The organism is Rania fehmarnensis, assembly GCF_056494185.1.
In genome coordinates this window covers 631,064-652,354 of the sequence record NZ_CM151398.1, presented here as the reverse complement: position 1 = coordinate 652,354, position 21,291 = coordinate 631,064, and the positions used below count along the sequence as shown (strand labels likewise).

Annotated in this window: 17 protein-coding genes; 13 read left to right on the top strand and 4 right to left on the bottom strand. The window is 54.0% G+C overall.

Annotated features, from left to right (window positions below):
* Positions 1 to 297 precede the first annotated feature (297 nt).
* The 6 genes from SH573x_RS02280 to SH573x_RS02255 all read left to right on the top strand — a co-directional run bounded on the left by SH573x_RS02280 (position 298) and on the right by SH573x_RS02255 (position 8,184).
* Positions 298 to 3,798 carry a serine/threonine protein kinase gene (locus SH573x_RS02280; RefSeq protein WP_479352670.1) on the top strand — a complete coding sequence of 1,167 codons (3,501 nt, stop codon included), beginning with the start codon at positions 298 to 300 and terminating at the stop codon, positions 3,796 to 3,798.
* Between the two features lie 7 nt (positions 3,799 to 3,805).
* Positions 3,806 to 4,363 carry an ECF-type sigma factor gene (locus SH573x_RS02275; RefSeq protein ID WP_479352669.1) on the top strand — a complete coding sequence of 186 codons (558 nt, stop codon included), beginning with the start codon at positions 3,806 to 3,808 and terminating at the stop codon, positions 4,361 to 4,363.
* A gap of 253 nt (positions 4,364 to 4,616) precedes the next feature.
* The gene (locus SH573x_RS02270) at positions 4,617 to 5,654 is read left to right on the top strand and encodes a heparin lyase I family protein (RefSeq protein ID WP_479352668.1); all 1,038 of its coding nucleotides are present in this window, start codon (positions 4,617 to 4,619) and stop codon (positions 5,652 to 5,654) included.
* Between the two features lie 158 nt (positions 5,655 to 5,812).
* Complete coding sequence (locus SH573x_RS02265) at positions 5,813 to 6,748, top strand: SRPBCC family protein (RefSeq protein ID WP_479352667.1); 936 nt, start codon at positions 5,813 to 5,815, stop codon at positions 6,746 to 6,748.
* 61 nt (positions 6,749 to 6,809) lie between these two features.
* Positions 6,810 to 7,469, top strand: a complete 660-nt coding sequence (locus SH573x_RS02260; protein ID WP_479352666.1) for a hypothetical protein — start codon at positions 6,810 to 6,812, stop codon at positions 7,467 to 7,469.
* A gap of 82 nt (positions 7,470 to 7,551) precedes the next feature.
* Positions 7,552 to 8,184, top strand: a complete 633-nt coding sequence (locus SH573x_RS02255) for a hypothetical protein (protein WP_479352665.1) — start codon at positions 7,552 to 7,554, stop codon at positions 8,182 to 8,184.
* A 60-nt stretch (positions 8,185 to 8,244) separates the two neighbouring features.
* Here the strand turns inward: SH573x_RS02255 and SH573x_RS02250 are convergent, their stop codons facing one another.
* The 3 genes from SH573x_RS02250 to SH573x_RS02240 form a co-directional block, all read right to left on the bottom strand.
* Complete coding sequence (locus SH573x_RS02250) at positions 8,245 to 8,469, bottom strand: hypothetical protein (protein ID WP_479352664.1); 225 nt, start codon at positions 8,467 to 8,469, stop codon at positions 8,245 to 8,247.
* A 228-nt stretch (positions 8,470 to 8,697) separates the two neighbouring features.
* A complete protein-coding gene (locus tag SH573x_RS02245) occupies positions 8,698 to 8,958 on the bottom strand; it encodes a hypothetical protein (RefSeq protein WP_479352663.1) in 261 nt (86 codons plus the stop codon).
* Between the two features lie 301 nt (positions 8,959 to 9,259).
* On the bottom strand, positions 9,260 to 9,757 hold the full coding sequence (locus tag SH573x_RS02240) for an FtsH/Yme1/Tma family ATP-dependent metallopeptidase (protein ID WP_479356857.1): 498 nt from the start codon (positions 9,755 to 9,757) through the stop codon (positions 9,260 to 9,262).
* A 117-nt stretch (positions 9,758 to 9,874) separates the two neighbouring features.
* On the opposite strand from SH573x_RS02240, the gene SH573x_RS02235 reads away from it, so the two are divergent.
* Positions 9,875 to 11,818 (top strand): SGNH/GDSL hydrolase family protein, encoded by a 1,944-nt coding sequence (locus tag SH573x_RS02235; protein WP_479352662.1) that lies wholly within the window; start codon positions 9,875 to 9,877, stop codon positions 11,816 to 11,818.
* A gap of 261 nt (positions 11,819 to 12,079) precedes the next feature.
* On the opposite strand, the gene SH573x_RS02230 is transcribed toward SH573x_RS02235, so the two are convergent.
* Positions 12,080 to 13,078 carry an SMP-30/gluconolactonase/LRE family protein gene (locus tag SH573x_RS02230; protein WP_479352661.1) on the bottom strand — a complete coding sequence of 333 codons (999 nt, stop codon included), beginning with the start codon at positions 13,076 to 13,078 and terminating at the stop codon, positions 12,080 to 12,082.
* A 193-nt stretch (positions 13,079 to 13,271) separates the two neighbouring features.
* On the opposite strand from SH573x_RS02230, the gene SH573x_RS02225 reads away from it, so the two are divergent.
* From SH573x_RS02225 to SH573x_RS02200, 6 genes are all read left to right on the top strand, one after another.
* The gene (locus SH573x_RS02225; RefSeq protein ID WP_479352660.1) at positions 13,272 to 16,973 is read left to right on the top strand and encodes a hypothetical protein; all 3,702 of its coding nucleotides are present in this window, start codon (positions 13,272 to 13,274) and stop codon (positions 16,971 to 16,973) included.
* 335 nt (positions 16,974 to 17,308) lie between these two features.
* Positions 17,309 to 17,893 carry a thioredoxin family protein gene (locus SH573x_RS02220; RefSeq protein ID WP_479352659.1) on the top strand — a complete coding sequence of 195 codons (585 nt, stop codon included), beginning with the start codon at positions 17,309 to 17,311 and terminating at the stop codon, positions 17,891 to 17,893.
* A 109-nt stretch (positions 17,894 to 18,002) separates the two neighbouring features.
* On the top strand, positions 18,003 to 18,941 hold the full coding sequence (locus tag SH573x_RS02215; RefSeq protein ID WP_479352658.1) for a glycosyl hydrolase family 18 protein: 939 nt from the start codon (positions 18,003 to 18,005) through the stop codon (positions 18,939 to 18,941).
* 175 nt (positions 18,942 to 19,116) lie between these two features.
* Positions 19,117 to 19,824 (top strand): hypothetical protein, encoded by a 708-nt coding sequence (locus SH573x_RS02210; RefSeq protein ID WP_479352657.1) that lies wholly within the window; start codon positions 19,117 to 19,119, stop codon positions 19,822 to 19,824.
* The gene (locus SH573x_RS02205; RefSeq protein ID WP_479352656.1) at positions 19,817 to 20,395 is read left to right on the top strand and encodes an RNA polymerase sigma factor; all 579 of its coding nucleotides are present in this window, start codon (positions 19,817 to 19,819) and stop codon (positions 20,393 to 20,395) included. Before SH573x_RS02210 ends, SH573x_RS02205 begins: the two co-directional genes overlap by 8 nt.
* A 614-nt stretch (positions 20,396 to 21,009) precedes the next feature.
* A complete protein-coding gene (locus SH573x_RS02200; RefSeq protein ID WP_479352655.1) occupies positions 21,010 to 21,285 on the top strand; it encodes a hypothetical protein in 276 nt (91 codons plus the stop codon).
* Positions 21,286 to 21,291: the final 6 nt, after the last annotated feature.

Below are 21,291 nucleotides of genomic sequence, written 5' to 3'. Positions count from 1 at the left end.
CTTTCCCGGTGGTGGTACCAAAGAGGCGACGGGGCATTCTTGTTTCTCCCAATAGACATGAGTTGATTTGCTGGCTTACAGATAAAGACGTCAACAGCGTTCGCAACACGTCATTTGCGCAAAAAAATCTCACCGATGCGGGTAGGACACCCTTAAGGCTGTACAACCGTCTACCAATATTCAGCCCACGAGTGATGCGGTTGACTACAATCTTTCTGGCTCTGTGACACACGAGACTGAATTTGTGCGCCTTTACTGACAGTCGTTCTCCACGTATTCATGCCCAGGTGTTTTCCCATGTCTAACAGCCCACCAATTCCCAGAGAGAAAGAGCTGTTGCTGGCCACCATTGATTTGCCGACCGCTGAGCGACAAGCCTATTTGGCTCAGGCGTGCCAGGGGAATCCGGAATTGCGACAGCGTGTGCAGGAGTTGTTGCAGCACGTGCAGTCCAGCGACAGTTTCATGGCTGCACCAGCGGTAGATCTCGGGTCGACAACCGCTTTCAACGTGACTGATATTGGTTCTCAAATCGATCGCTACCGTTTGATGGAACAGATTGGCGAAGGTGGTATGGGCGTTGTCTTTGTCGCAGAACAAACCGAGCCAGTTCGTCGCAAAGTCGCTCTGAAAGTTATCAAACCGGGCATGGACTCCAAAGCCGTTATCGCGCGCTTTGAAGCGGAGCGACAGGCTTTGGCGTTGATGGATCATCCCAATATCGCCCGAGTGCTCGATGCAGGCGCTACCCAGCAACGGCTGCCTTATTTCGTGATGGAATTGGTGCGTGGACTGCCGATCACCGCCTACTGCGATCAGGCCAAATCGAGCATCGACGAACGACTAAGCCTGTTTGTCGACACTTGCAGCGCAGTTCAACATGCTCATCAAAAAGGAATCATCCACCGCGACTTGAAGCCTAGTAATATTCTGGTCACCCTGCACGATGGCAAACCGGTCATCAAGGTCATCGACTTTGGTGTAGCCAAAGCGCTGCATCAGCAGTTGACTCAACACACACTGTATACCGCGCTCAACCAAGTCGTCGGCACGCCACTGTATATGAGCCCTGAACAATTGGAGCTCAGCGGCCTGGATATCGATACGCGTAGCGATGTTTATTCGCTGGGTGTCTTGTTGTACGAGTTGATTTGCGGGACCACTCCATTTGATCGCGAACGCTTGTTCAAGTCTGGCTTTGACGAGATGCGGCGAATTATTCGCGAAGAAGATCCGCCGCGTCCCAGTCATCGCGTCACCACGATGTCTCAACTGGAGAGCTCAACAGTCGCGGAAAAACGTGGTCTGGATCAGCGCACACTGGTCCGATCGATGAGGTCTGAACTGGATTGGATCGTCTTAAAAGCAATTGAAAAAGATCGCAAACGCAGGTATGCCTCAGCCGCTGAGCTGGGCGAGGATGTGACCTGCTACTTAACGAAGCAGACGGTGCGCGCGTGTCCGCCGACGCTTGCCTACCGATTGCGAAAGACGCTCCGCAAGCACCGCTATGCTGTTGTCATTGGCACCGCCGTCTTCGCCAGCTTGTGCTTGGGACTGGTGGCGACAGCCTGGCAGTGGCGTCGAGCGGTCCATGCTGAAGGCGCTAAATCGCAAGCGATGCAGTTGGCGACCCAGCGCGCCGACCTGGCCGACAAGCGCCTGACGATTGCCGAAACTGCCATTGATGTGATGTACACCGAATTTGCCAAGGAATGGCTGGGCAGCCAGGCGGGATATAGTCGGCGACAACAAGCCTTCTTTGACAAAGCTATCGCAGCGTATGAACAACTTGCAGAAGAATTGCCATCAGATACAGCACCTCGACCAGGTGCGATTCGGGCCAACCTGCGAGCGGGACATTTGCTACGGGAACTGGGCGACGAACAGAACGCCATTGAAAAGATCCGTCGCGCTGTGGAGATGTCTTCGCGAGCAATAGCCGATCATCCGCACGACATCGCGTACGCGTTGCTTTTAGCCGAGAGCAATCTCGCGTTAGCCAGTGCTTATCGAAATCGTAGCGAGTATGAGTCATCCATTGCTCACGCCGATAAAGCCTTTGCCTTCTTTAGTTCCATAGCTGATTGGACACCGCTCTCGTTGGACCAGAAGCAGGATCTTATCCGGGGTCTGTCCAATTGTGCGTTGAATTATTCAGCCGAGAAGTCGCGCAAGGCCGAGGCCGCGCAAGCAGCCGACCGAGCCATCCAATTGGCACGCGAGATTCTGCAAACGGAGCCTGACAATCCAGAGTTGATATGGCGTCTGTCATCTGCATTGAGCGCCAAGGGACAACAGACCTTATGGTGGGGACAGAGCAATGAAGCATGCGCAGAAGCCTATGCCGAGGCTATTGAGCTGAAACAGAAGCTGACTGTAATGGCTCCCGACATGAAAGATGCGTTACTCTCGCTTCCCATGGCGATGCAGAACTACAGCGTTGCCTTACGGCGACTCAAACGCCACGAAGAAGCCGACAAGCTGATTGAAGTACGCCTTGAATTCATCAAGCAGCTTGTCGTACGGTTCCCTGAAAGACCTGATTTGCGCCACACCTTGGGCGTATCCTTGCGTATGCAAGGGACAACGCTTGCAAGCGCCGGTCGCATCGACGAGGCGTGGGAGGCGTGGAATGAAGGTTTGCGACAGCACCAACAATTGGTCGACAGCTTCCCGGACATGCGTAGCAATCGCCGGAGCTATGCTTTACTGCTTAGGCAAGTAGGTGGCGAACACAAGAAAGCAGGTCGCCTAGACAAGGCCCACCAAGACCTGCAACGTTGCCATGACTTCCTTGTCGATGCTCTCAAGCGTTTTCCGGGTGACTCAGAGATGTACACCCTCGATCAGCATGCGCTACGCGATATGGCCGTCATCGAGCTGCTGCAAAATCGTCCCGTCGAAGCGTTTGAGCACGCCGTTACCATGTTTAATTCTGAGTTGCGAGAAATCGAAAATCTTGCTGAGGCCCAGCGCAATCCGCAAGACTTCCAAGAGTACATCGGGCACTTACTCATTTGCGAAACAGCTCAACGCATTGCCGGGTACTGCAAACAAGTCTCACCGTCTGCTGGTAGTAACACCGAAATGCAAGAACAGATGGTCGCCAGCTATGATAGTTTTCTACAGCAATGCGAGGACAGACGTTTGCAATTCATGCAAGAGTGGCGTCGCGCGCTCACAGACAGGCACGCGGAATGGTTGGAGATTCTTAAGCGAATCGATGCCAACGAAGCATGGAAGAGCCATCACCGTCATGCAGAGATTGCCAACCTGTTTGACGATTCGATGCTGGCCACCCGGGCCAGGGTTCTGGCAGATCATCTGTCGGCCATTGAGCAGTCCGATAAGTTGCCAGCACACTGGGCAGATGCCGTCTTGGTGGCCGCATCCGCGCCAGAGTACAGCCCCCAGACATCGCAACTAATTGAGCTGACTCGTCGCGGGCTGGCCGAGGACAAGAACAATGCTCAAGCCACACGCGCTGTGGCGTGGGTACTCTTTCGCACTGGTCGATTCGAGAACTGCTTGACGTATTTGGACAAAATCGATTCGACTTCAGCCGATCAGTTCGTGCGATCCATGGCACTCAAGAAGCTTGGAAGAGATATAGAGGCGATGGCCATGCTCCGTAACGCTAAGAGTAGTTTGACAGCGCAGCAAGAGACGCTGGAGGCCAATCGCAAGGCGCCCGTCCCAGTGCATCCTAACGCCAGCACGGTCGATCGTTTGCAAGCTGAAGCCGATTTGTTGGTTGGTTCCGCAGCATCAGAATCGCTAGAGTCGCCGCAGTGAGGTCAAGATGGACTCCAATTCCGACATCACCAGCCTCTTACAGCGCATCGATTCTGGCGACGGCGAAGCCGCTTACGAGTTGTTTCCGTTGGTATACGAAGAACTGAGACGGCTGGCTCGCTGGAAACTGTCGACGGAGAATGCCAGTCATACGCTTCAACCGACAGCGCTCGTCAATGAGGCCTACTTACGCCTGGTAGGTCATAAAACGGAGGTTCGTTACCGTTCGCGGCGAGGCTTCTTTGTGGCGGCGGCCGAAGCTATGCGCCACATTCTGGTCGATGCGGCACGTCGCAAGATGGCACAAAAACGTGGAGGTACTGCCAAACGCGAGCCGATCGACGTCGACTACCTGCATGTAGAACGTCCAGCCGAACTCTTAGGCGTGCACGAAGCCCTCGACGCCTTGGCCGCCCAAGACCCTCAGTGTGCTGAAATGGTCAAACTGCACTACTTCGGTGGCCACAACTTTGACGAAGTCGCCGATTTGCTCGGCGTCTCACGTTCTACCATCAATCGCTGGTGGGTTTATTCCAAAGCCTTCCTCAGATCAGAGCTCGAATAGATAAAAACGGCAGCTCTGTCTCGTCCGTGTTGCGTTGGAGTGCGGTGCCACTTGGCACCGCTTTGATGTAAGCGAAGTCTCTAACCGCAGCCTGAGTCACTCTGAACGCCGGCATCACCTGGTGCGTACTGGTTGCGGTACAGTTGGGTTAACACATCAAAGCTACGGCTGCGCCGCGGCACTCCAATTTCCAATATTGGCCAATCTTCGACGAATAGTACTTAATATCCTTCGTTAAAAAGTGATAGTTGCTATGAAATCGACAATTCGCCTGGCCCTGGTGCTGATTTCAGTTCTCAACGCTGGTTGCAACCGGCCGCAGGTGGTGCCTCCCTTTGAACCAGAGCGGCTCGTGTTAACCTACGAAGCCGATGGCGACAAGTTCTATGTCGTTGACGATGGGAACGCGTATCGCGAAACCAATTCCGGTAAAGCATGGGAACTGGTCACGCGCGTGTTTGATCCCGAAGAGGTAAAGCGGTCCTACGTGACCGAGGATGGTAAAACGTATCGCGTCGATCTTGAAACCCAACAACGATTCGAAGTGCAGCGTGAACTGGCCGAGACTTTCGAAGACATGAGTCCAGGTCTGCCAGGACTGCGCGAGCTGGTCAGCGAGCAGCGACTGCGGTGGGGCGCCTTCACTCTACAGTCTCCAGAGACGCCGAAGGTTTCAGACTATGTGGCGCATCGACAAGAAATGTTAGCTGGTCGAGCGAGCTTCCGAGATTCTCGTGTCGAGCCAACCAGCGAAAAAGCTCATTCTGGGAACATGTCTCTTAAATGCGTAGCCCCTGCCAAACCTGACAGCATGATTACTTGCAAAGCCAGTCTTGAAAGCCCGCTGGTATACTTCCGCGATGGCGACGACTTTTGGTTTGAAGCCTATTATTGGGCTCAGCAGAGTTTTCCCATGACGTTGGTCGATCTCGAGTGCGAATTTGTGGAGGAGCATCCTGGAATTCGGCTGCGCATCTTCGACGATCAGTCGCTAGGTATTGAGCTCAAGGCACTGGACAAGCCGACTTATCGGCAAGCGGCAGAAAATCGCATCACCTTCCCCAGAGACAAGTGGGTGCATGTCCGAGTGCATTATTTTCTGTCAACTACCGATGGCCAGGTGCAAGTGTGGCAGGACGGACAACAGGTCTTGGACCGCACCGGCATCACGCTGCCGTTTCGATCGGCCATTTATAATAGTCTCGAGGTCGGCATCTCCGCTCACAGCAACCCCACGCAGCCTTGCGTGCTGTTCGTGGATGACCTGCGGTGTTCAGCTAAGCCGCTATAAACCAGAGCCGAGGCTCCGAGCCCTGGCATGCATGTACAACGGGGAGTTGCGGACTGCGAGCAGCAGAAAAATCGGTGTGACTCTTTTTTCAAGGCCGGCAAACGCTTAGACTGCTGTGACTTTTACATGTCGCATCACCCAACCATCAAGTTTGTATCATGCCCAAGTTCCAACTGGCACGCACGGCCGTCATCAACGCTTCTCCCGAGCGCGTATTCCAGGTCCTGGCTGATTATCAGACTTGGTCTACCTGGTCGCCATGGCTGATTGCCGAACCAGAAACCAAGGTCACGGTCTCAGCCAATTCGGCCACGGTCGGTTCGACCTATCACTGGCTGGGCACCATTACCGGGGAAGGAGAACTGGTACACAGGCAACTGCAGCCCAACCAATTGATTGAAGATGACTTGACCTTTCTAAAGCCTTTCAAGTCATTGGCTAAGACCGCGTTCCATCTACGCCCCGAGGGCGGGGCAACGCATGTCAGCTGGTTGATGGACAGCAGCTTGCCTTGGTTCTTGTTCTGGATGATTCCCATGATGAGGACATTCATCAGCATGGACTATCAACGTGGCTTGAACATGCTGAAAGATCTAGTCGAAACCGGTTCTATTCCTTCTCAAACGAAAGTGCATGGTTCTGAAGCTGTCCAGCACTTTACGATGGCCGGTGTGTCAGCTGCAAGTTCGGTGGACAAAATTGGTTCTTCGACGGAGCAAACGTTTTCCGTCGCGCAGAAATTGTTCCGCAAGCACGGCCTCCCCATGACCGGTGCGATGATCTCGGTCTACACCAAATTCAACATCAAGGAAGGCATCTTTGAATACATCAGCGGCTACATCATTCCGGATGGCACCGCGATACCGGCTGGTTCTGGATTGACCACCTGGCAGCTTCAAGCCAAAACCGCCTTTCGCGTCGAACACATCGGCGCCTATCGTCACTTAGGCAACGCCTGGAGTGTCGCCAACCAACTAGCGCGGCATCGCAAACTGAAACAAAGCCGCATCGGAACGTACGAAATCTATCGCACTACCCCACCAGAAACTCCAGAACCTGAACTGGCAACCGACATCTACCTACCGCTAAGGTAGTATGTCTCCTTTCGCTCCGCGAAAGGCACCTTCCTTTTGCGGAGCAAAAGGAGACATATTTATGTCGACCGGTGCTCCTCCAAACATCTTCAAACTGCGACTAGCGCACATTTTTGTGTTTACGTGTGCGGTTGCTTTTGTATATGCGGTTCAGACTGCAATTGCGATCAGCATATCGCGTGACACCTCCCAGCAATTGACGGCCAACCTGAGGCCACAGATCGCGGCATTGGCTGTGCTCGATGCAATGGCCAAGGGACTGGCCCTATGCGGTTTGGTAGCATGGATAAACCGTTACCGCAAGTCAGATCGGCCACTGCCGCATCCAGCCGAATATCTTTGGCCTTTCTTGGGGTGCGTTGTATTGTTGACGATCGTGTCTAGATACTTACCATTCGCGCCGCTGGGTGGCCTCTGTCTAATTGGTGGTGGAATTGCCATTTGGCTGGCCAGTGGTATGCGCTGGAAGCTGTTTTATCTATGTGTCACGCTGAGCCCCTTCATCATTTCGATCTTGCTCACGATTGGCTTCACGACGCCTCAAAACGGTATTAGCTTCGCCCTGGCGATGAGAGAAATCGTGATCAGTGGCGTACTCGTTGCGTGTATGATCGGCGACAAACTGACGATGGCTGCGTGGGGCGGGATTGTGTCGCAGTTCAGCTTGACGTCTGTAAGTGTTCTAGTTTTCTTGCTGATCTTCTTCGAACTCTGGCAATGAGATTTCTAACGCATCAAAAATTGATAGACTTCCTTCCCTGTGATCAGCACGTCGACACGTCCAAACTAATCGAAGGTTCAAGATGCAAGAACTCAAGCCATGTGCCACGCCAGGTCCGCTCAAGAAGTCGCTCGACAACGGTGGACGGTTTTACAATTTCCTGGCGGCCGCCGATGACGAAGTCGTTACGCGTGATGAACTGGCCAAAGCTGCGGGCGTGTTCACCGCTGGCATTCAAGCATTTCTATTTCTGGAGATGAGCAAACAAGATTTAAGTGACCAAGACCAAGCGTCGATCCTGGCGCTGCTCGAGCCCAAACTGCGTCGCGATTTTGCCAAGAAAAAGCCGCCACAGATTTCACCCTCGCTAGTCGACTCTGGTCACAAAGCCGGTGAGTCTGTCATCGTTACTGGTTTTGCCCGCGAGATCGGCCAGGAATCGCATTTCACAGGCTTCATTTTTGTGCCGATCATGATCGGTAAAGTAATGACGCCCATGCTAATCCCCATTCACAATCTGTATCGCGTCCTTGAGCTGTTCGAGAATGAGAAGTCGACTGGCCCCAGTGCCATTGTCTGTGCGCCGCTCAAACAAAAACTTGACCTCACGCAGCGCATCCAATTCGGTGGCATACTTAAGAAGCTAGAAAAAACTTCCCAGCAATCATCAACACACCCTGTGTTTCTAGAAGCAATCTTCTGGGCGAAACGGTAAGCACACCGACCAAAAATTTTAGTCGACCAACCACACTTGACAGCTTTGAGCCAGGTGAAATTACTCTCCCCCTTGTTCATCTTCTTTGCGCAGTTTCGCCTCGGTTTCCACTACGTACTCGACGGCTGGCTTGGACACTAAACGTTCTAATTCTTGGAAGGAATGCCCAACCGAGTTTTGTACCTGCCCCCGAGTTCTTGCCCAACTCAAGCTGTAAACCATCAGCCAACCTAGGCCAACGAACATGGCCAGCACCAGCGACAATACCAATACCACCTGTGCCATCGATGTGCCTCCGCCTCAAGAATTATGAGATATGCGTTTGGCACATTCTGATTTGAACCTAGGCGCGCATGGAAACACAAAAAATCCTCCAGAGCGCAAGAATCTTTCGCCCGGCTTTTGAGCCTCAAAAATGAGAGGGTTTCCTTCTTAAAACGCAGAGACGCAGAGGATCGCAGAGAAGACCAAAGGCCGGGACGCGTTGTCAACCGTTGCCCAATGATATAGCCATCAATACTTGATTGCCCCCAGATCGATCTGCTTGTCGGCCTCTGGTTTGAATTTGGCTAGTTCCTTTTGGGCGCCAGGCTTCTCGTCTGCCAGGAGAAAATACTGTTCATCGATTGGCAGTCGAATGTGTACGAGCCTGACAGTTGCGTCTTTGGCCACAGCGCCATGGGGCTGAGTAACTTGACCAGTAATCGTGAACGTATCTGCGCGAAGCGATACACTAACGAGACAACAAACTGCCACGGTTGCCAGGCGGATCATCGGGCGACACTCTTTTATCGAGAAAACCACTTTGGGCCATTAAACCAACACATGCCGCTGGGACCGGCCATTCAGCGTTTGATATCCGAGCTTGGCCTGGGCAATAGAACGCAATACATCCCTTTTGCTTCGACCGCTGAAGTTTAATAGCCATTTGTACAAGCTGCAAGTTAAGCGCAACTTGCAGCGAATTCCTACTCCTACTCCTACTCCTACTCCTACTCCTACTCCTACTCGAATCGATAATCGGATAGCAGGTGCATCAATACGAGGACGAGTAGGAGTACGAGTCGATTGATGTTCAGGCGTCATCGAGCCATTGGCTCGTAATATCATGGATCTGCTCTGAGTCCAGCCACTCGTGGGCCATTAAGTTGTCGGCCAGTTCGGCCACGGCAGCCCAGATGCAATCGTCTTGCAGCAGCTGAACCAGGCGCTGCGTTTCTTGCTCGAGTAGCCGAAGTCGATTGAGTTCGTGGCTTTCCAGCTTACCGGCCGCGGACCAAGCACTGCGCCAGTCATCCGACCACTCAGCCATCATGCCTGGATGATACGGATCGCCCGTGTAGATCATTTCGACTACGGGCCCGGCCAAGGCTACGCGGACCATGGCCAGCGCTAACTCACGATGACTGTAGTTGTCATGCGCCCAGAGCACCGAGGCGTCGCCGAAACGTTCCGGACCATCGTCGCGATCTGGCGAGATCGTAACGTGCTGCACCTGGCCGCCGGCTAGCAGAGCCATGACCACATGACCAGCTTCGTGATACGCCGTTAGTTCATCGCCGTCTTCTTCCATCACTCTTCCATCCTTAGCGGGAACAATCCATAGAATGCAACAGGGATTGGATGCTGTGCGAGAATTTTAGTACACTCGCTGAGAGATTACCAATTGTTCAAATAGTGAGTACCACCCATGCTTGAGTCTGCGATAAAAGCTATCCGCCGCCACTTCAGCCACATGGGCTATCCGCTTTTGTTCTTATGCAGTTTCACAGCTGCCATCGCGGATGATTCGCAAGTCACGGTCCACACCCAGAATCGTCCGCTCACTATCGTTACTTTAGGCGATTCGATAACCAAAGGCGTACGTGCAGGCGTAACCACGGAACAGACATTTGCGGCTTTAGTGGAAAAAGGTCTGTTACGGCATGGAATCGCAACACGCGTCGTCAATGTGGGTATCGGCGGAGAACGCACCGATCAAGCACTGAAGCGACTCGACCAGGTCGTCAAACTTCCCAACGGCATTGATCAGCCAACCACCAATCAAGCCGCGGCCACTGAACATAGCTCTGCTGCAACCCACTCTCAGCCCGATATTGTCATGGTGATGTACGGAACGAATGACAGCTACGTTGACCAAGGTGCAACCACCAGTCGCATAACTGTCGCTGAGTATCGCAACAACCTGGAGACGATCACCGTTGAATTGCTGCGCCGTGGAATTCTGCCAGTTCTGATGACAGAGCCTCGCTGGTCGGACAGCGCAGCGCCTAATGGCCTGGGCGAGAATCCTAATATTCGACTCGAGCCTTTTGTGGTGGCTTGTCGTGAAACGGCTGCCCGCTGGCGAGTGCCATTGATTGATCACTTTGCCGCGTGGACCGATGCCGGTAAAGCCGGCACCGACTTGCACGCGTGGACCACCGATGGCTGTCATCCGAATCCAACCGGGCACCAGGTCATGGCAGAATTAATGCTACCCGTCCTGCAACCTGCCGTGGGGCCGGCACTGAAGATTCGCCACAAGCTGTTGTCGGGCGAAGCCGCGCGAGTCGTTTGTTTTGGTGATAGCGTGACCGGTGTTTATTATCACACCGGTAGTCGGCGAGCCTACGCCGATATGCTAGGAATCGCTCTGCGCCAGCTGGTACCGACATCTAATGTTGAATTGCTCAACGCCGGCATCAGTGGTCACACGACGGTGGACGCATTGGCTCGCATCGATCGCGATGTCATCGCTCACAAACCGGACCTGGTTACGGTGATGTTCGGACTAAATGATATGACTCGCGTACCAATCGAGTCTTATCGCGAAAACTTGAAAGCTATCGTTCAGCGGTGCCAGGCTGCAGGCAGCCAGGTCATTCTGGCAACTCCGAACAATGTCATCACCTCCGCCGATCGTCCGACGGAGAAGTTGATTCAATATTGCGATGTCATCCGACAAGTAGGCATCGAACTAAACGTAACTGTGTGTGACGTGTATCGAGAACTGGATTCCGTGCGAGAAAGCGACGCGACGGAGTGGCGACTGCTGATGAGTGACGCAATTCACCCCAACATGGCCGGCCACAAACGGATCGCCACCTGCCTGGCCCAGTCAATCACTGGGCGACGAGCTTCCCTCGAAAACGTGCCTGTCCCCAACAAGCCTATCGAGCACACTTTGAAGCTACTCAGCGATGGGAAACCGGTTCGAGTCCTCGCCATGCCACCTATTAACGATTGGATCACTCCGGCCTTACGCGAGCTCTATCCCAACGCCGAGATCACGGTCGAGCCGTGGCCAACTGAGAACCTTTCGTTGGCCGAGATTGAAGAGTCCGCTAAGGCACGAGTAAGATCGCTCCAACCAGACTTGGTGCTGATCGCTGTGCCCCGCAGCGCTCCAAGTGGCAGCGATGAAGCATTCTCCGCCTCTTATGCCTGGATCATGAACTGGTCACTGAACTTCGGACCGCCGACATGGGATGTGGTCGTTGTGCACCCCTCAGTGATAGACACAAGTTCAGAACCTACAAAACGTGACGACTTAATTCGAGTTCTAGTCAACGCCCAGGATCTGTCACTGATCGATCGCCCCGCTGGCAGTACGGTAACCGCGCAGGAAATACTGCAGACATGGTTCCGATGAGCAGTATTGTTTAACCCGTGGCCGCAGGCCAGGCAATCGAAGTAGTTCACTCGGCGAGGCCGAGTTCTTATCTTAATCACACAGATGTGCAAGTAAACGCATGGATTGGTTAGAGGGTGCGCCTTGCCTGGCGGCTACGGGTTAAACGATTTGCTCAAGGAGATCACCTACCTCGTGAGGTCAACTTCTTCGCTTACCTAGCCTTCGGCCACGGGTTAAACAACACAGCCCCGGATTGCTTCAGGATTGGGCAAGAACCGTCTAGTGCTTGCCAGCAGTGTAAGTGCGAATGCTCCACAAGCTGCCGCCTGCAGTGACAAACAGAGTTTTGAAGTCATCACCGCCAAAGCCGCAATTGGTGGTTTCGTCGCGAGGAATCGGAGCGAAATCGATCACTTCGCCCGCGGGTGAAAACACATAAATACCGGCGGTAGGATGTTCAGCGGTTTCGTCTGGCAGGTGGGGTTTGTTCAGACCAGCAGCCACGTATAAGTTACCGGCCACATCCAACTTCATACCGTCTGGGCCGCGCGTGGTCCCCCAGTCGTAGATCAGCTTCTGAGTATCAAGCTTCAATGTGCCGTCGGCATCGAGATCAAATCTGTAAAGCTTGCGCGCTCCGCCTTGCGAGTTGTTATTGTCAGCCACGAACATGGTCTTGTCATCGGCTGTGATGATCAGGCCGTTAGCGCGATCCACTTCGCGTCCCAGGACGCGTGTCACGTGGCCATCGGGATCGATACGGTAGACACCTTCGATGGTCCGGCCGGCCTGGTCGACCATTTGCATGTCGTCGCGGTCGCCATAGCGGGGATCAGAAAAGTAGATCCGATCTTTGGAGTCGATCGTCAGATCGTTGGGTTGATTGAACTTTTTGCCATCAAAGGTTTCCGCTAAGACCGTCAACGCGCCATTGAGCTCGAGCCGAGTAACGCGCCGGCGCACGGGTTCACAGACAACCAATCGACCTTGGCGATCGAAGAGCAGTCCGTTGGAGCCAGCGTTCTGCCGAAAGATGGACGACTGGCATTGTTTGTCGCGTCGATGGATATGGCCATCGCCGCTGGTCAGCAACCCCAACTCAGGATGCCAGGCCGGCCCTTCCCCTGCCCCGCTCTCCTGCAACAACTCTGGCGGACCTGCAAATATTTTCGACGGCCCGGCAATAACTGGCGGAACCGGCATCTGAGCCGCAAGGGTTTGAAATGGCACCAACACAAGCGCAAATGCCAGATTCCGCAAATGTACAGACAGGTTCATGTTAAGCACGTCAGCTTTGATGTTAAGAAACGCAAAAGTGTTCAGGAGTCATCAACACCCCCAGTTTACCTATGCACGTCGACACGTTCAAAGTAGCCAAGACAGCGCCTTAGCTGCCCTCTTTTGCCGCACTGCAGCCAGGGTTTTCAAGGGTATCATATAGGCTTATTCACCCCAAGATTGGAATACGCTGATGAAACGCCCAGCTCGTCCCCACCGTAGATATGGTTTACGCCTCGAAGAACTGGAAGGTCGCCGACTGTTGGCCGTCGGAACAACTGACCCCAGCTTTGGTGAAGCTGGACTAGTACAAACCGACTTCGGCGATTCGCTCAGTTCCAGCGGTAAAGCCTTCGATGTGTTGGTCCAAGATAATGGCAAGATTTTAGCCGCCGGTGAGAATGCGATCGTGCGTTACACACGTGATGGCCAGCTTGATCCGACCTTTGGTCCCGATGGACGCGTGGCCACTCCCTTCTATGTGCGTTCGATGGCCAAGCAGAGCGATGGCTCGCTGATTGTCGCCGGTACGGCGACGGCCACGCTGGTCGATGACTACATGGTCGCGCGGTATACGAGCTACGGCGAACTGGATAGTTCTTTCGGCAATCAAGGAATCGTCATGATCGATTTCGGAGGCCAACAAGAAGTTGCCAACGCGGTCGAAGTCGACTGGGCTGATCGTATCATCGTGGCGGGCACGGCAGACTATCAGGTAGGCGTGGCTCGATTACAACCAAATGGACAACTGGATACGACCTTCGCAGGCGATGGTACATTCCAGCGCGGCTTTCAGTCTGAGGAGACCGGCCGCTCGTTAGCTCTGCAGAGCAACGGCAGCATCTTGGTAGCAGGTATCACCAAAAATGCCGAGCGTCTGCAAGATCTGTTTGTAACACGCATCAATCCCAATGGCAGCTTGGACAATGCGTTTGGTGAACAAGGTGTGCGCATCGTCGACATCATCGGCAGCGACACGGCGCCCGAAGAAGGTGGTCACGTTACGTTGCAAACCGACGGCCGCATCGTGCTGTCGTGTGTGCTGTCTGTTCACTATGCAGCGGTCGTGCGACTGAATAGCGATGGGTCACTCGATAACGGCTTTAGCCAAAATGGCATGGCCAAGTACCCAGGCCGGGTCTTTCAGAGTTCGAAGGTGCATGTGCTACCGAGTGGACGCATGTTGATTCAAACTCGCGGTGGTCTGCTGCGCGTGTTTGCCAACGGTGCCCATGATCCAAGCTATGCGGACGATCCTCTGTATTACACCTACCAGGTCCGCTGGATGGAAGCCACAGATGTCGCCGTCCAGCCCGATGGCAAAGCCATCATCGTAGGCGGTCTGGGGCTCAATTTCAGAGGCCACATGGTCCTGCGCCGCTTGCTCGGCTCAGGTGTGGACGATGTGAGTTTCGGTGATGAAGGCATGGTGATAGTTCGCACTGGCCCATCCCGCGATTTTGCCACTGAATCCGTGCTGCTGCCCGGCGGCAAGTTTGCCATTGCCGGTAGTGACACCTTGAATATCGTCGTCTCTCAATACACGGCTGCTGGTCAACTGGATACGACTTTTGCCGATGGTGGCAAACTGATCATGCCACTGCCTGAAGGCTATTACATGCGCGGCTTTGCAGGACTGGCCGTCGGTCGCGATGGCAAACTGGTCCTGGCCAGCAACGTGACTTTGAGGAACGGTGATCAAGAGATCCTGATTGCGCGTTTAACAAATAGCGGCCAGCTCGATACGAGTTTCTCTGAAGATGGGATCGTGCTAAAAGATCTGGGAACTTACGAGGACACGGTCACCGATATTCTGGTTCAAGCCAATGGCAAGATCGTGGTGTCGGCGTTCAGCCGCGACTGGTATCGCACTACCCATTTCTTGCGATACAACGTCGATGGCTCACCAGACACTACTTACGGCACAGATGGCATTGCCAGCCTCGCCTCCACGGGAGTGATCATCACCAAAATGGCCTTGCTGGCAGATGGAAAGATCTTGGCTGGTGGTTACAACCCGTTGCGATATAGAACCTTTCCAGACCAATATACCCAGGTTACTTTCGTAACGCGCTTGCTAACCAATGGCGCGCCCGACGGCAGCTTTGGAGTCAACTCCAAGTTCACTACCAACCTGGTCGGGGCAGTCCGCTCGTTGCTCGTCATGGCCGACGGCAGTTATTACGTGGGTGGCAACGGCACAATTGTGCGTCTGTTTAACAATGGTACCCACGACCCCAGCTTCAGTCCGCCTCCAGTGCCCTATACGAACATCGTCGCCATGGCTGAGAGTGCGGAGGGACAACTCGTCGTCATCTACACTTATCTCGTCTTTCTGGATAGCTATTCTTCCGCCCAATGGTCGAGAGTAGCGGTGCTCAACCTCGACGGCACGTATGACTCGAGCTTCTATGGTGATGGCTTTTGGGATGGACCACTACCCGGCCAAACGCGTAGCTTAGACAGTGAAAACTTGGCCGGCGTAGCGGTCTATAACTTGCATGTCTTGTCCAGCGGTCGCATCCTGGCCACCGGCAGTTCGTACCAGCCCACGGCTCTGGGTTGGGACGTCGATTTCATGGCCGTACGTTTTCTCCGAGTTGATCTGCCAGCCATCTCCATCTCAGTCAGCCTCAACGCGGCCGGGCAAATCGAAATCGCCGATCGCTGGGCGCACGACAACCAATGGCAATTCAGCACCACTCCCGACGCACTCGTTTTGACAGAGCGTTCGTCCAATCCGCGCATCAAGTTCACTGTCACTGGATTGAATGGCGTCGGCGGCCATGGCACCAAGCGATTGCTTATTCCCTGGTCGTTGCTGCGCGATATTGGCAAGCCGTTGATTGTCAGCGCGCTGGGCGGCGACGACCGGATAAGTTTTTTGGATGGCAGCTTTGATGCGCCTACCTTTGGTATGAGCATTCGCGGCGGAGATGGCATCGATCAACTATCGCTCGAGAATCACGACATGCCCATCAACTGGTTGCTGTCGTCCCAGACATCCGGTTCGGTGCGGCCAGTAGGTCGTGTGCCCATGACCTTTTCGAGCTTTGATCGTCTTAAGGGCGGACGAAACACGGATCGTTTTCGGACACCTGCCGATGGCAATGGCAGCGTCGTAGAGCTGCACGGCGGTGGAGCACGTAACGTGCTGGAGGTTCGAGCCGATGCAGACATTCTGGTGGGAAGTTATTTCGTGATCGGTACCAATCAGCGTCAACGATACACGCTGCCCAACATTTCCATCTTTGAGATTACTACGGGTGCATCCGACAACCACATTGATCTAGGCGGCCTCTTTGAAGGACAACTAACTCTGCGTACAGGCGCTGGCAACGACACCATCGAGCCGACATACTGCAACTACTGTCCATCGACTAGTCTCAAGATTTACGCGGGCGACGGTGATGACGTGATCCTGGCTGGAAATCCACCTAGGTACTACACAAATGCGCCTGTTCAGATCTATGGTGGCAATGGCAACGATGTGATTGTGGGTGGCAGTAGCAACGACCGCTTGTACGGCGAGGCCGGCCGAGACATTCTGGTTGGCGATGGAGGAATAGATTCCCTCTACGGAGGCGCCGGCGACGACCTATTGATCGGTGCCTATTGCCCGATCATTAGCGAGAAAGCTCAAGATGAACTGCGCGGTGCTTTAGCTCGCGTGTGGTTCTCCGATAGCGACTACGACACGCGCGTAGAGCAACTTCGCGACCTCGGCGTCGGTCGCTTCAATACCAAGCTAACGGATGCAGTCTTCGATGACTCCAGCGTCGATGTCTTCTATGGTAACGAAGACCGCGATTGGTTCTTGGCCGACGAGCTAACGGAACTCTTGCCGCGCTCCGTGCGCGATCGTCAAGCTGACGAAGTGGTGACCTACACGTAGCCGAGTCTCTCCGAGACTCGCACCGCCTTCGTCTCAAGACTCTGCCGGGAATTGATCAGCGTCTCGGAGAGACGCTGCTACGTGCACGTAGCCGAGTCTCTCCGAGACTCGCAATTCAAAATGCACAAGGAAACTCGATCGAGTGCTGTACTGAGTGGTCGAACATCCGCCCGAACTGAAATAGTGCTCCGAATTCCTGACAACTCTCCTCGTACGGCAGCTAGCCCACTCCGCGAGTCTCGGAGAGACTCGCCTCTCTGGAGCTGCATGCATTACAATCGGTTTCGTGTTGACAAACTCGATTCTACAGAATGCTAACGCAGGAGCCCCGACCGATGAAACGCATTACAGTTGGATTACTTTTCGGGCTGATGCTGATGGGATGTTCCGATGCGCCCAATGTCGAAAAAACTGCTGGCACCGCCGCCATTCCCACTGAGTCGGCAAAGTCAACTTCTGAAGCGAAGACAGCCGATTCAGCGGTCGATGCTCAGGCGCTGCTGAGCTCGACTCTCGAGCTGGCTAAGAAAGAGAACAAGCGAGTGCTAGTGCACCTAGGGGCACCCTGGTGTGGTTGGTGCAAGGTGCTCGAGGAGTTCCTGCATACCAATTCGGCGCTGTTCGCGGACGACTATATTGATTTGAAGATCGACGTCGAGCAAATGCAGCACGGTGAAGAGGTGGCCAAGAAATTACGGGGCGACCGGACGGGCGGAATTCCTTGGATCGTGATCCTCGATAGCAGCGGCCAGGAATTGGTCAGCTCCGATGGCCCCAACGGCAACATAGGTTGTCCGATGGCCGAAGAAGAGCAAGCGTACTTCATCTCCATGCTCGAGAAGACCCGGCAACACGCGCAACCCGATAGAGTCGCAGAAATCGCCAAAGCCCTGGCGCAGTTCGCGCAGAAGAAGAAATAGAAGCAGTGCGCATGGCGATAAATGATGCCGCCCTGGCAGTCGGTGATCGCTAAGCTAATTTAGGCTTGAGACCTTCGCGAAACCGCTTGGCATTGAAGAGTTTGCACTCATGGTAAAACGAAAACTGCTGGCAGTCGCCTGCCTATTCATTTGCGGTATGGCTTTCAGTACAAAAGCGGACGATCCCGTACCGCCAGCCCCGTCCAGTTTTCGCATTGTGGGTTACTTGCCGGACTACCGGACATTCGATTCAGTTCAAGCCGAGTTCCTGACTGATCTAATCATCTTCTCAGCCCAGCCGACTGAACAAGGCGAGATCGATATGAGCCGCCTCAACCGAGTCGCTTGGTCACAATTGCTGGATGCCAAGCGGACGCATAAGCTGCGATTGATCCTCTGTATCGGAGGCTGGGAACGATCGACACACTTTGCGAAAGTGGCGGCCTCCAAGCAACTGCGTGCCAATTTTGTGACTTCTGCGCGTAAGATCTGCCTTGAGAGGCAGCTGGATGGAATTGACATTGACTGGGAACATCCGCGAGATGCACAAGAGCAGAATTCGTATGCAGTCTTGCTGCAAGACTTGCAACGCGAGCTTGGCCCGGCAGACCTTTCGGTATCGCTAACCATGGCAGCCTGGCAGGCTGTGCCACGCCAGGCGTTCGAAGCCGTGGATTGGGTTCAAGTCATGGCCTATGACCATCCTGGTCGTCATTCAACTTTCGAGAATGCCCAGGCAGACATCAACAAGATGGTACAAGCTGGCGTGCCTGAGCACAAAATCACGTTGGGCCTACCCTTCTACGGACGTTCGATCCAGCAAGCCGAGCGCAGTCTGACGTATCGCGAGATTGTCCAACAGTATCGACCAGCGCTAGCCGTCGATGAAGTCGACGGAATCTACTTCAACGGACCGGCCACAATTCGACGCAAGACCCAGCTCGCCCGCGACTCAAAACTTGCCGGAGTCATGATCTGGGAACTAGGCCAAGACTCTCCCGCCCCAGCCTCACTTCTGCAAGCTATCCACACCGCGATACGGCCCTAAACGATCGATACCTCAGCTACCTCAGCCAGAGCCGAAATGCAATTTGGGGGAGGTTTGGGAAATTTTTGCCAAAATAATTTGGCCAAGCGGTACGAAATGCTGTTTCCGAGGACTTAGTACTCTTGCGGGATCTGCCTGCATCTATAGCACCCACTTTTTGATTAGGAGCTCAATAATGAGTGAAGACCACATGAATCCGTCCAAGCGCACGTCCCATCCCCCGGATATCAACCATCCATTATTGAAAGCTATGGACCTACTGGCTGATGAGGTTCATGAAGGGGTTGCCCCCATACCTGAACATCTACTGGCAGGCATGATCAAGTCGGTTAGTCGCAGCATGCAAACCTGCCGCCGATTGCAAGTTGTATCTGCCGCTAGCAACGCAAGTGCTTTTGCGGGCTTGGTTGCAGGAGAGGACCAAAGGGTTCTAATCAAAGACGAAGACGACCAGACGTTTTGTCAGGCGGTTCTGGAACCTCTACCAACACCGAATCGAGCGGGCCTGGGCCGGCCAACTTTCGCGCGCTCCGAGGAGCACATCCTGGCAGCCGACGGGGATGACGATGAGGAGGAAAGTCAGTTGGCATGGGGGACTGCGGCTCTGGCAGTACCCACTGCAAAACGTCCAGAGCTGAGAGCTAAGCCTTGGAGGTGCTGGCTCACTTCTGTTAATTGGCCTGCACAGTGGCGATTGACTGCGGTCCATATTTGCGACGCCCCAGCAACCCAATCGCCCGAGCCACTCGCAGTGCTCACGGTACGAACAGTGGCAGGCGGTTTCGAATTGACCTGCGACCAATCCGAATTGGATTTGCTCGCTAGCCCAAATGTATTTGCAGATCTATGTGTAATACCCGCCAATGGAGACAACCATGTGTGAGTCGCATTTTAGGAGTTGTAGCGATGACGAACTCGTGGAACTGATCCTCAGCGGTGAGCAAGCGGCCGCACGAGTTCTGGTTGAACGCTACCATCGATACTTGCTGGCCGTACTTTTCTCTTGGCATCTGCAAGCATGCGACCAGGAAGACGTTCTGCAGCAAACCTGGTCGAGCGCTTTTCGGGCGCTGGGTAATGCGAATTTTTCGCGAGCCTGGCTAGCCAAGATTGCCAACAATGCGGCGTGCAAGTTAACTCAGGCGCGAAAAAAGAAGCCTATGCAGCCACTGCCCGAGTTCGAAACAGCCAGTCCTGAACCCAGCGTACTCCAGTTACTTGGCTACCGAGAGCTTCTCGACCTGCTAGAACTCAGATTGCCCGCCCTCGAATATCAAGTGCTGTACGAGAGCATTGTCAACGGTCGACCGCCACGCGAACTTGCCACGCTGCTTGGCCAACCAATCGAGGCAATCTATCGCCTGAAGCGACAAGCCCTTAAGTCTGCTCGTGCTGTCGCTATGGAGCTATCAAATCCTCCTGCTTCGCAAAGGAACTTCGACCACACGCTCTAGGACAGGAGCCTTCTCTTTTTTCTGTTTGAACGCTAACAGCGAATTGGACTCTTCCGCGTGCATTAGCACTCTCAGCACGTGGACACGTGCTTGAAACTATCTGCTGGCGATTTGGCACGTCGACGCGCCTAGAAATCGGCACGGTAGGGCCTTTGTTCTACCGCGCCGATTCGTCTTTAATGGTGTAGCGCTCTGCTGAAAGTTCTCTGGCCCCGCCTGACGCATGGGGAACTTTCTCACTGTGCTTGCTTCTAAGAACTGGCTGCTGTGCATGCATCGATCGCTACGCTGCTGCGGCTGAAAGCTGCGAACTGTGGGATAAAAGCGATAGATGATGCCGCAGGCACTGGCGATTCAGAGGACGTGTAGCCAATAAAATATGCTATTCATAAGGGCGACTAGGTCCAGAGAGTGGCAATGCGAGCATTCATTTAATAAACTAGCGAACTTTCGCCTGGAAGAGCCGCAAATATCGCCCTGGGAATGCCTTATGCTGATCTGATACAACCCACACCGATTTGTCAGAAAATGGCCCCCGCACCATAATTGTTGTTAAAAAAAGGTTTTGGTAAGCCGAATACTTGGCGATACACCGCTTACCGGCCTGAGGAAGTATGACTGCTATTCGTACAGTGATCGTGTTTTTCTCCCCACGCTTGTTGGCAACGTCACATGAAATGGTCGATGAGACGCCATCGATGCTACTCGATGCTGTAGATGCTATCCGGCGCAATGTTCGGGGAGTGATCATCGGACGAGTTCTGCCCAATGCCGGGGCTGCGCAGCTGAAATTGCCCGACACCTCGTTAGACATGCTGGATCGATTCTTGCAACAGCAGACGATCGGTTCTTTTGAACTCGACGAAGATCACAGCGTAACGGGTTGGTGATGAGCG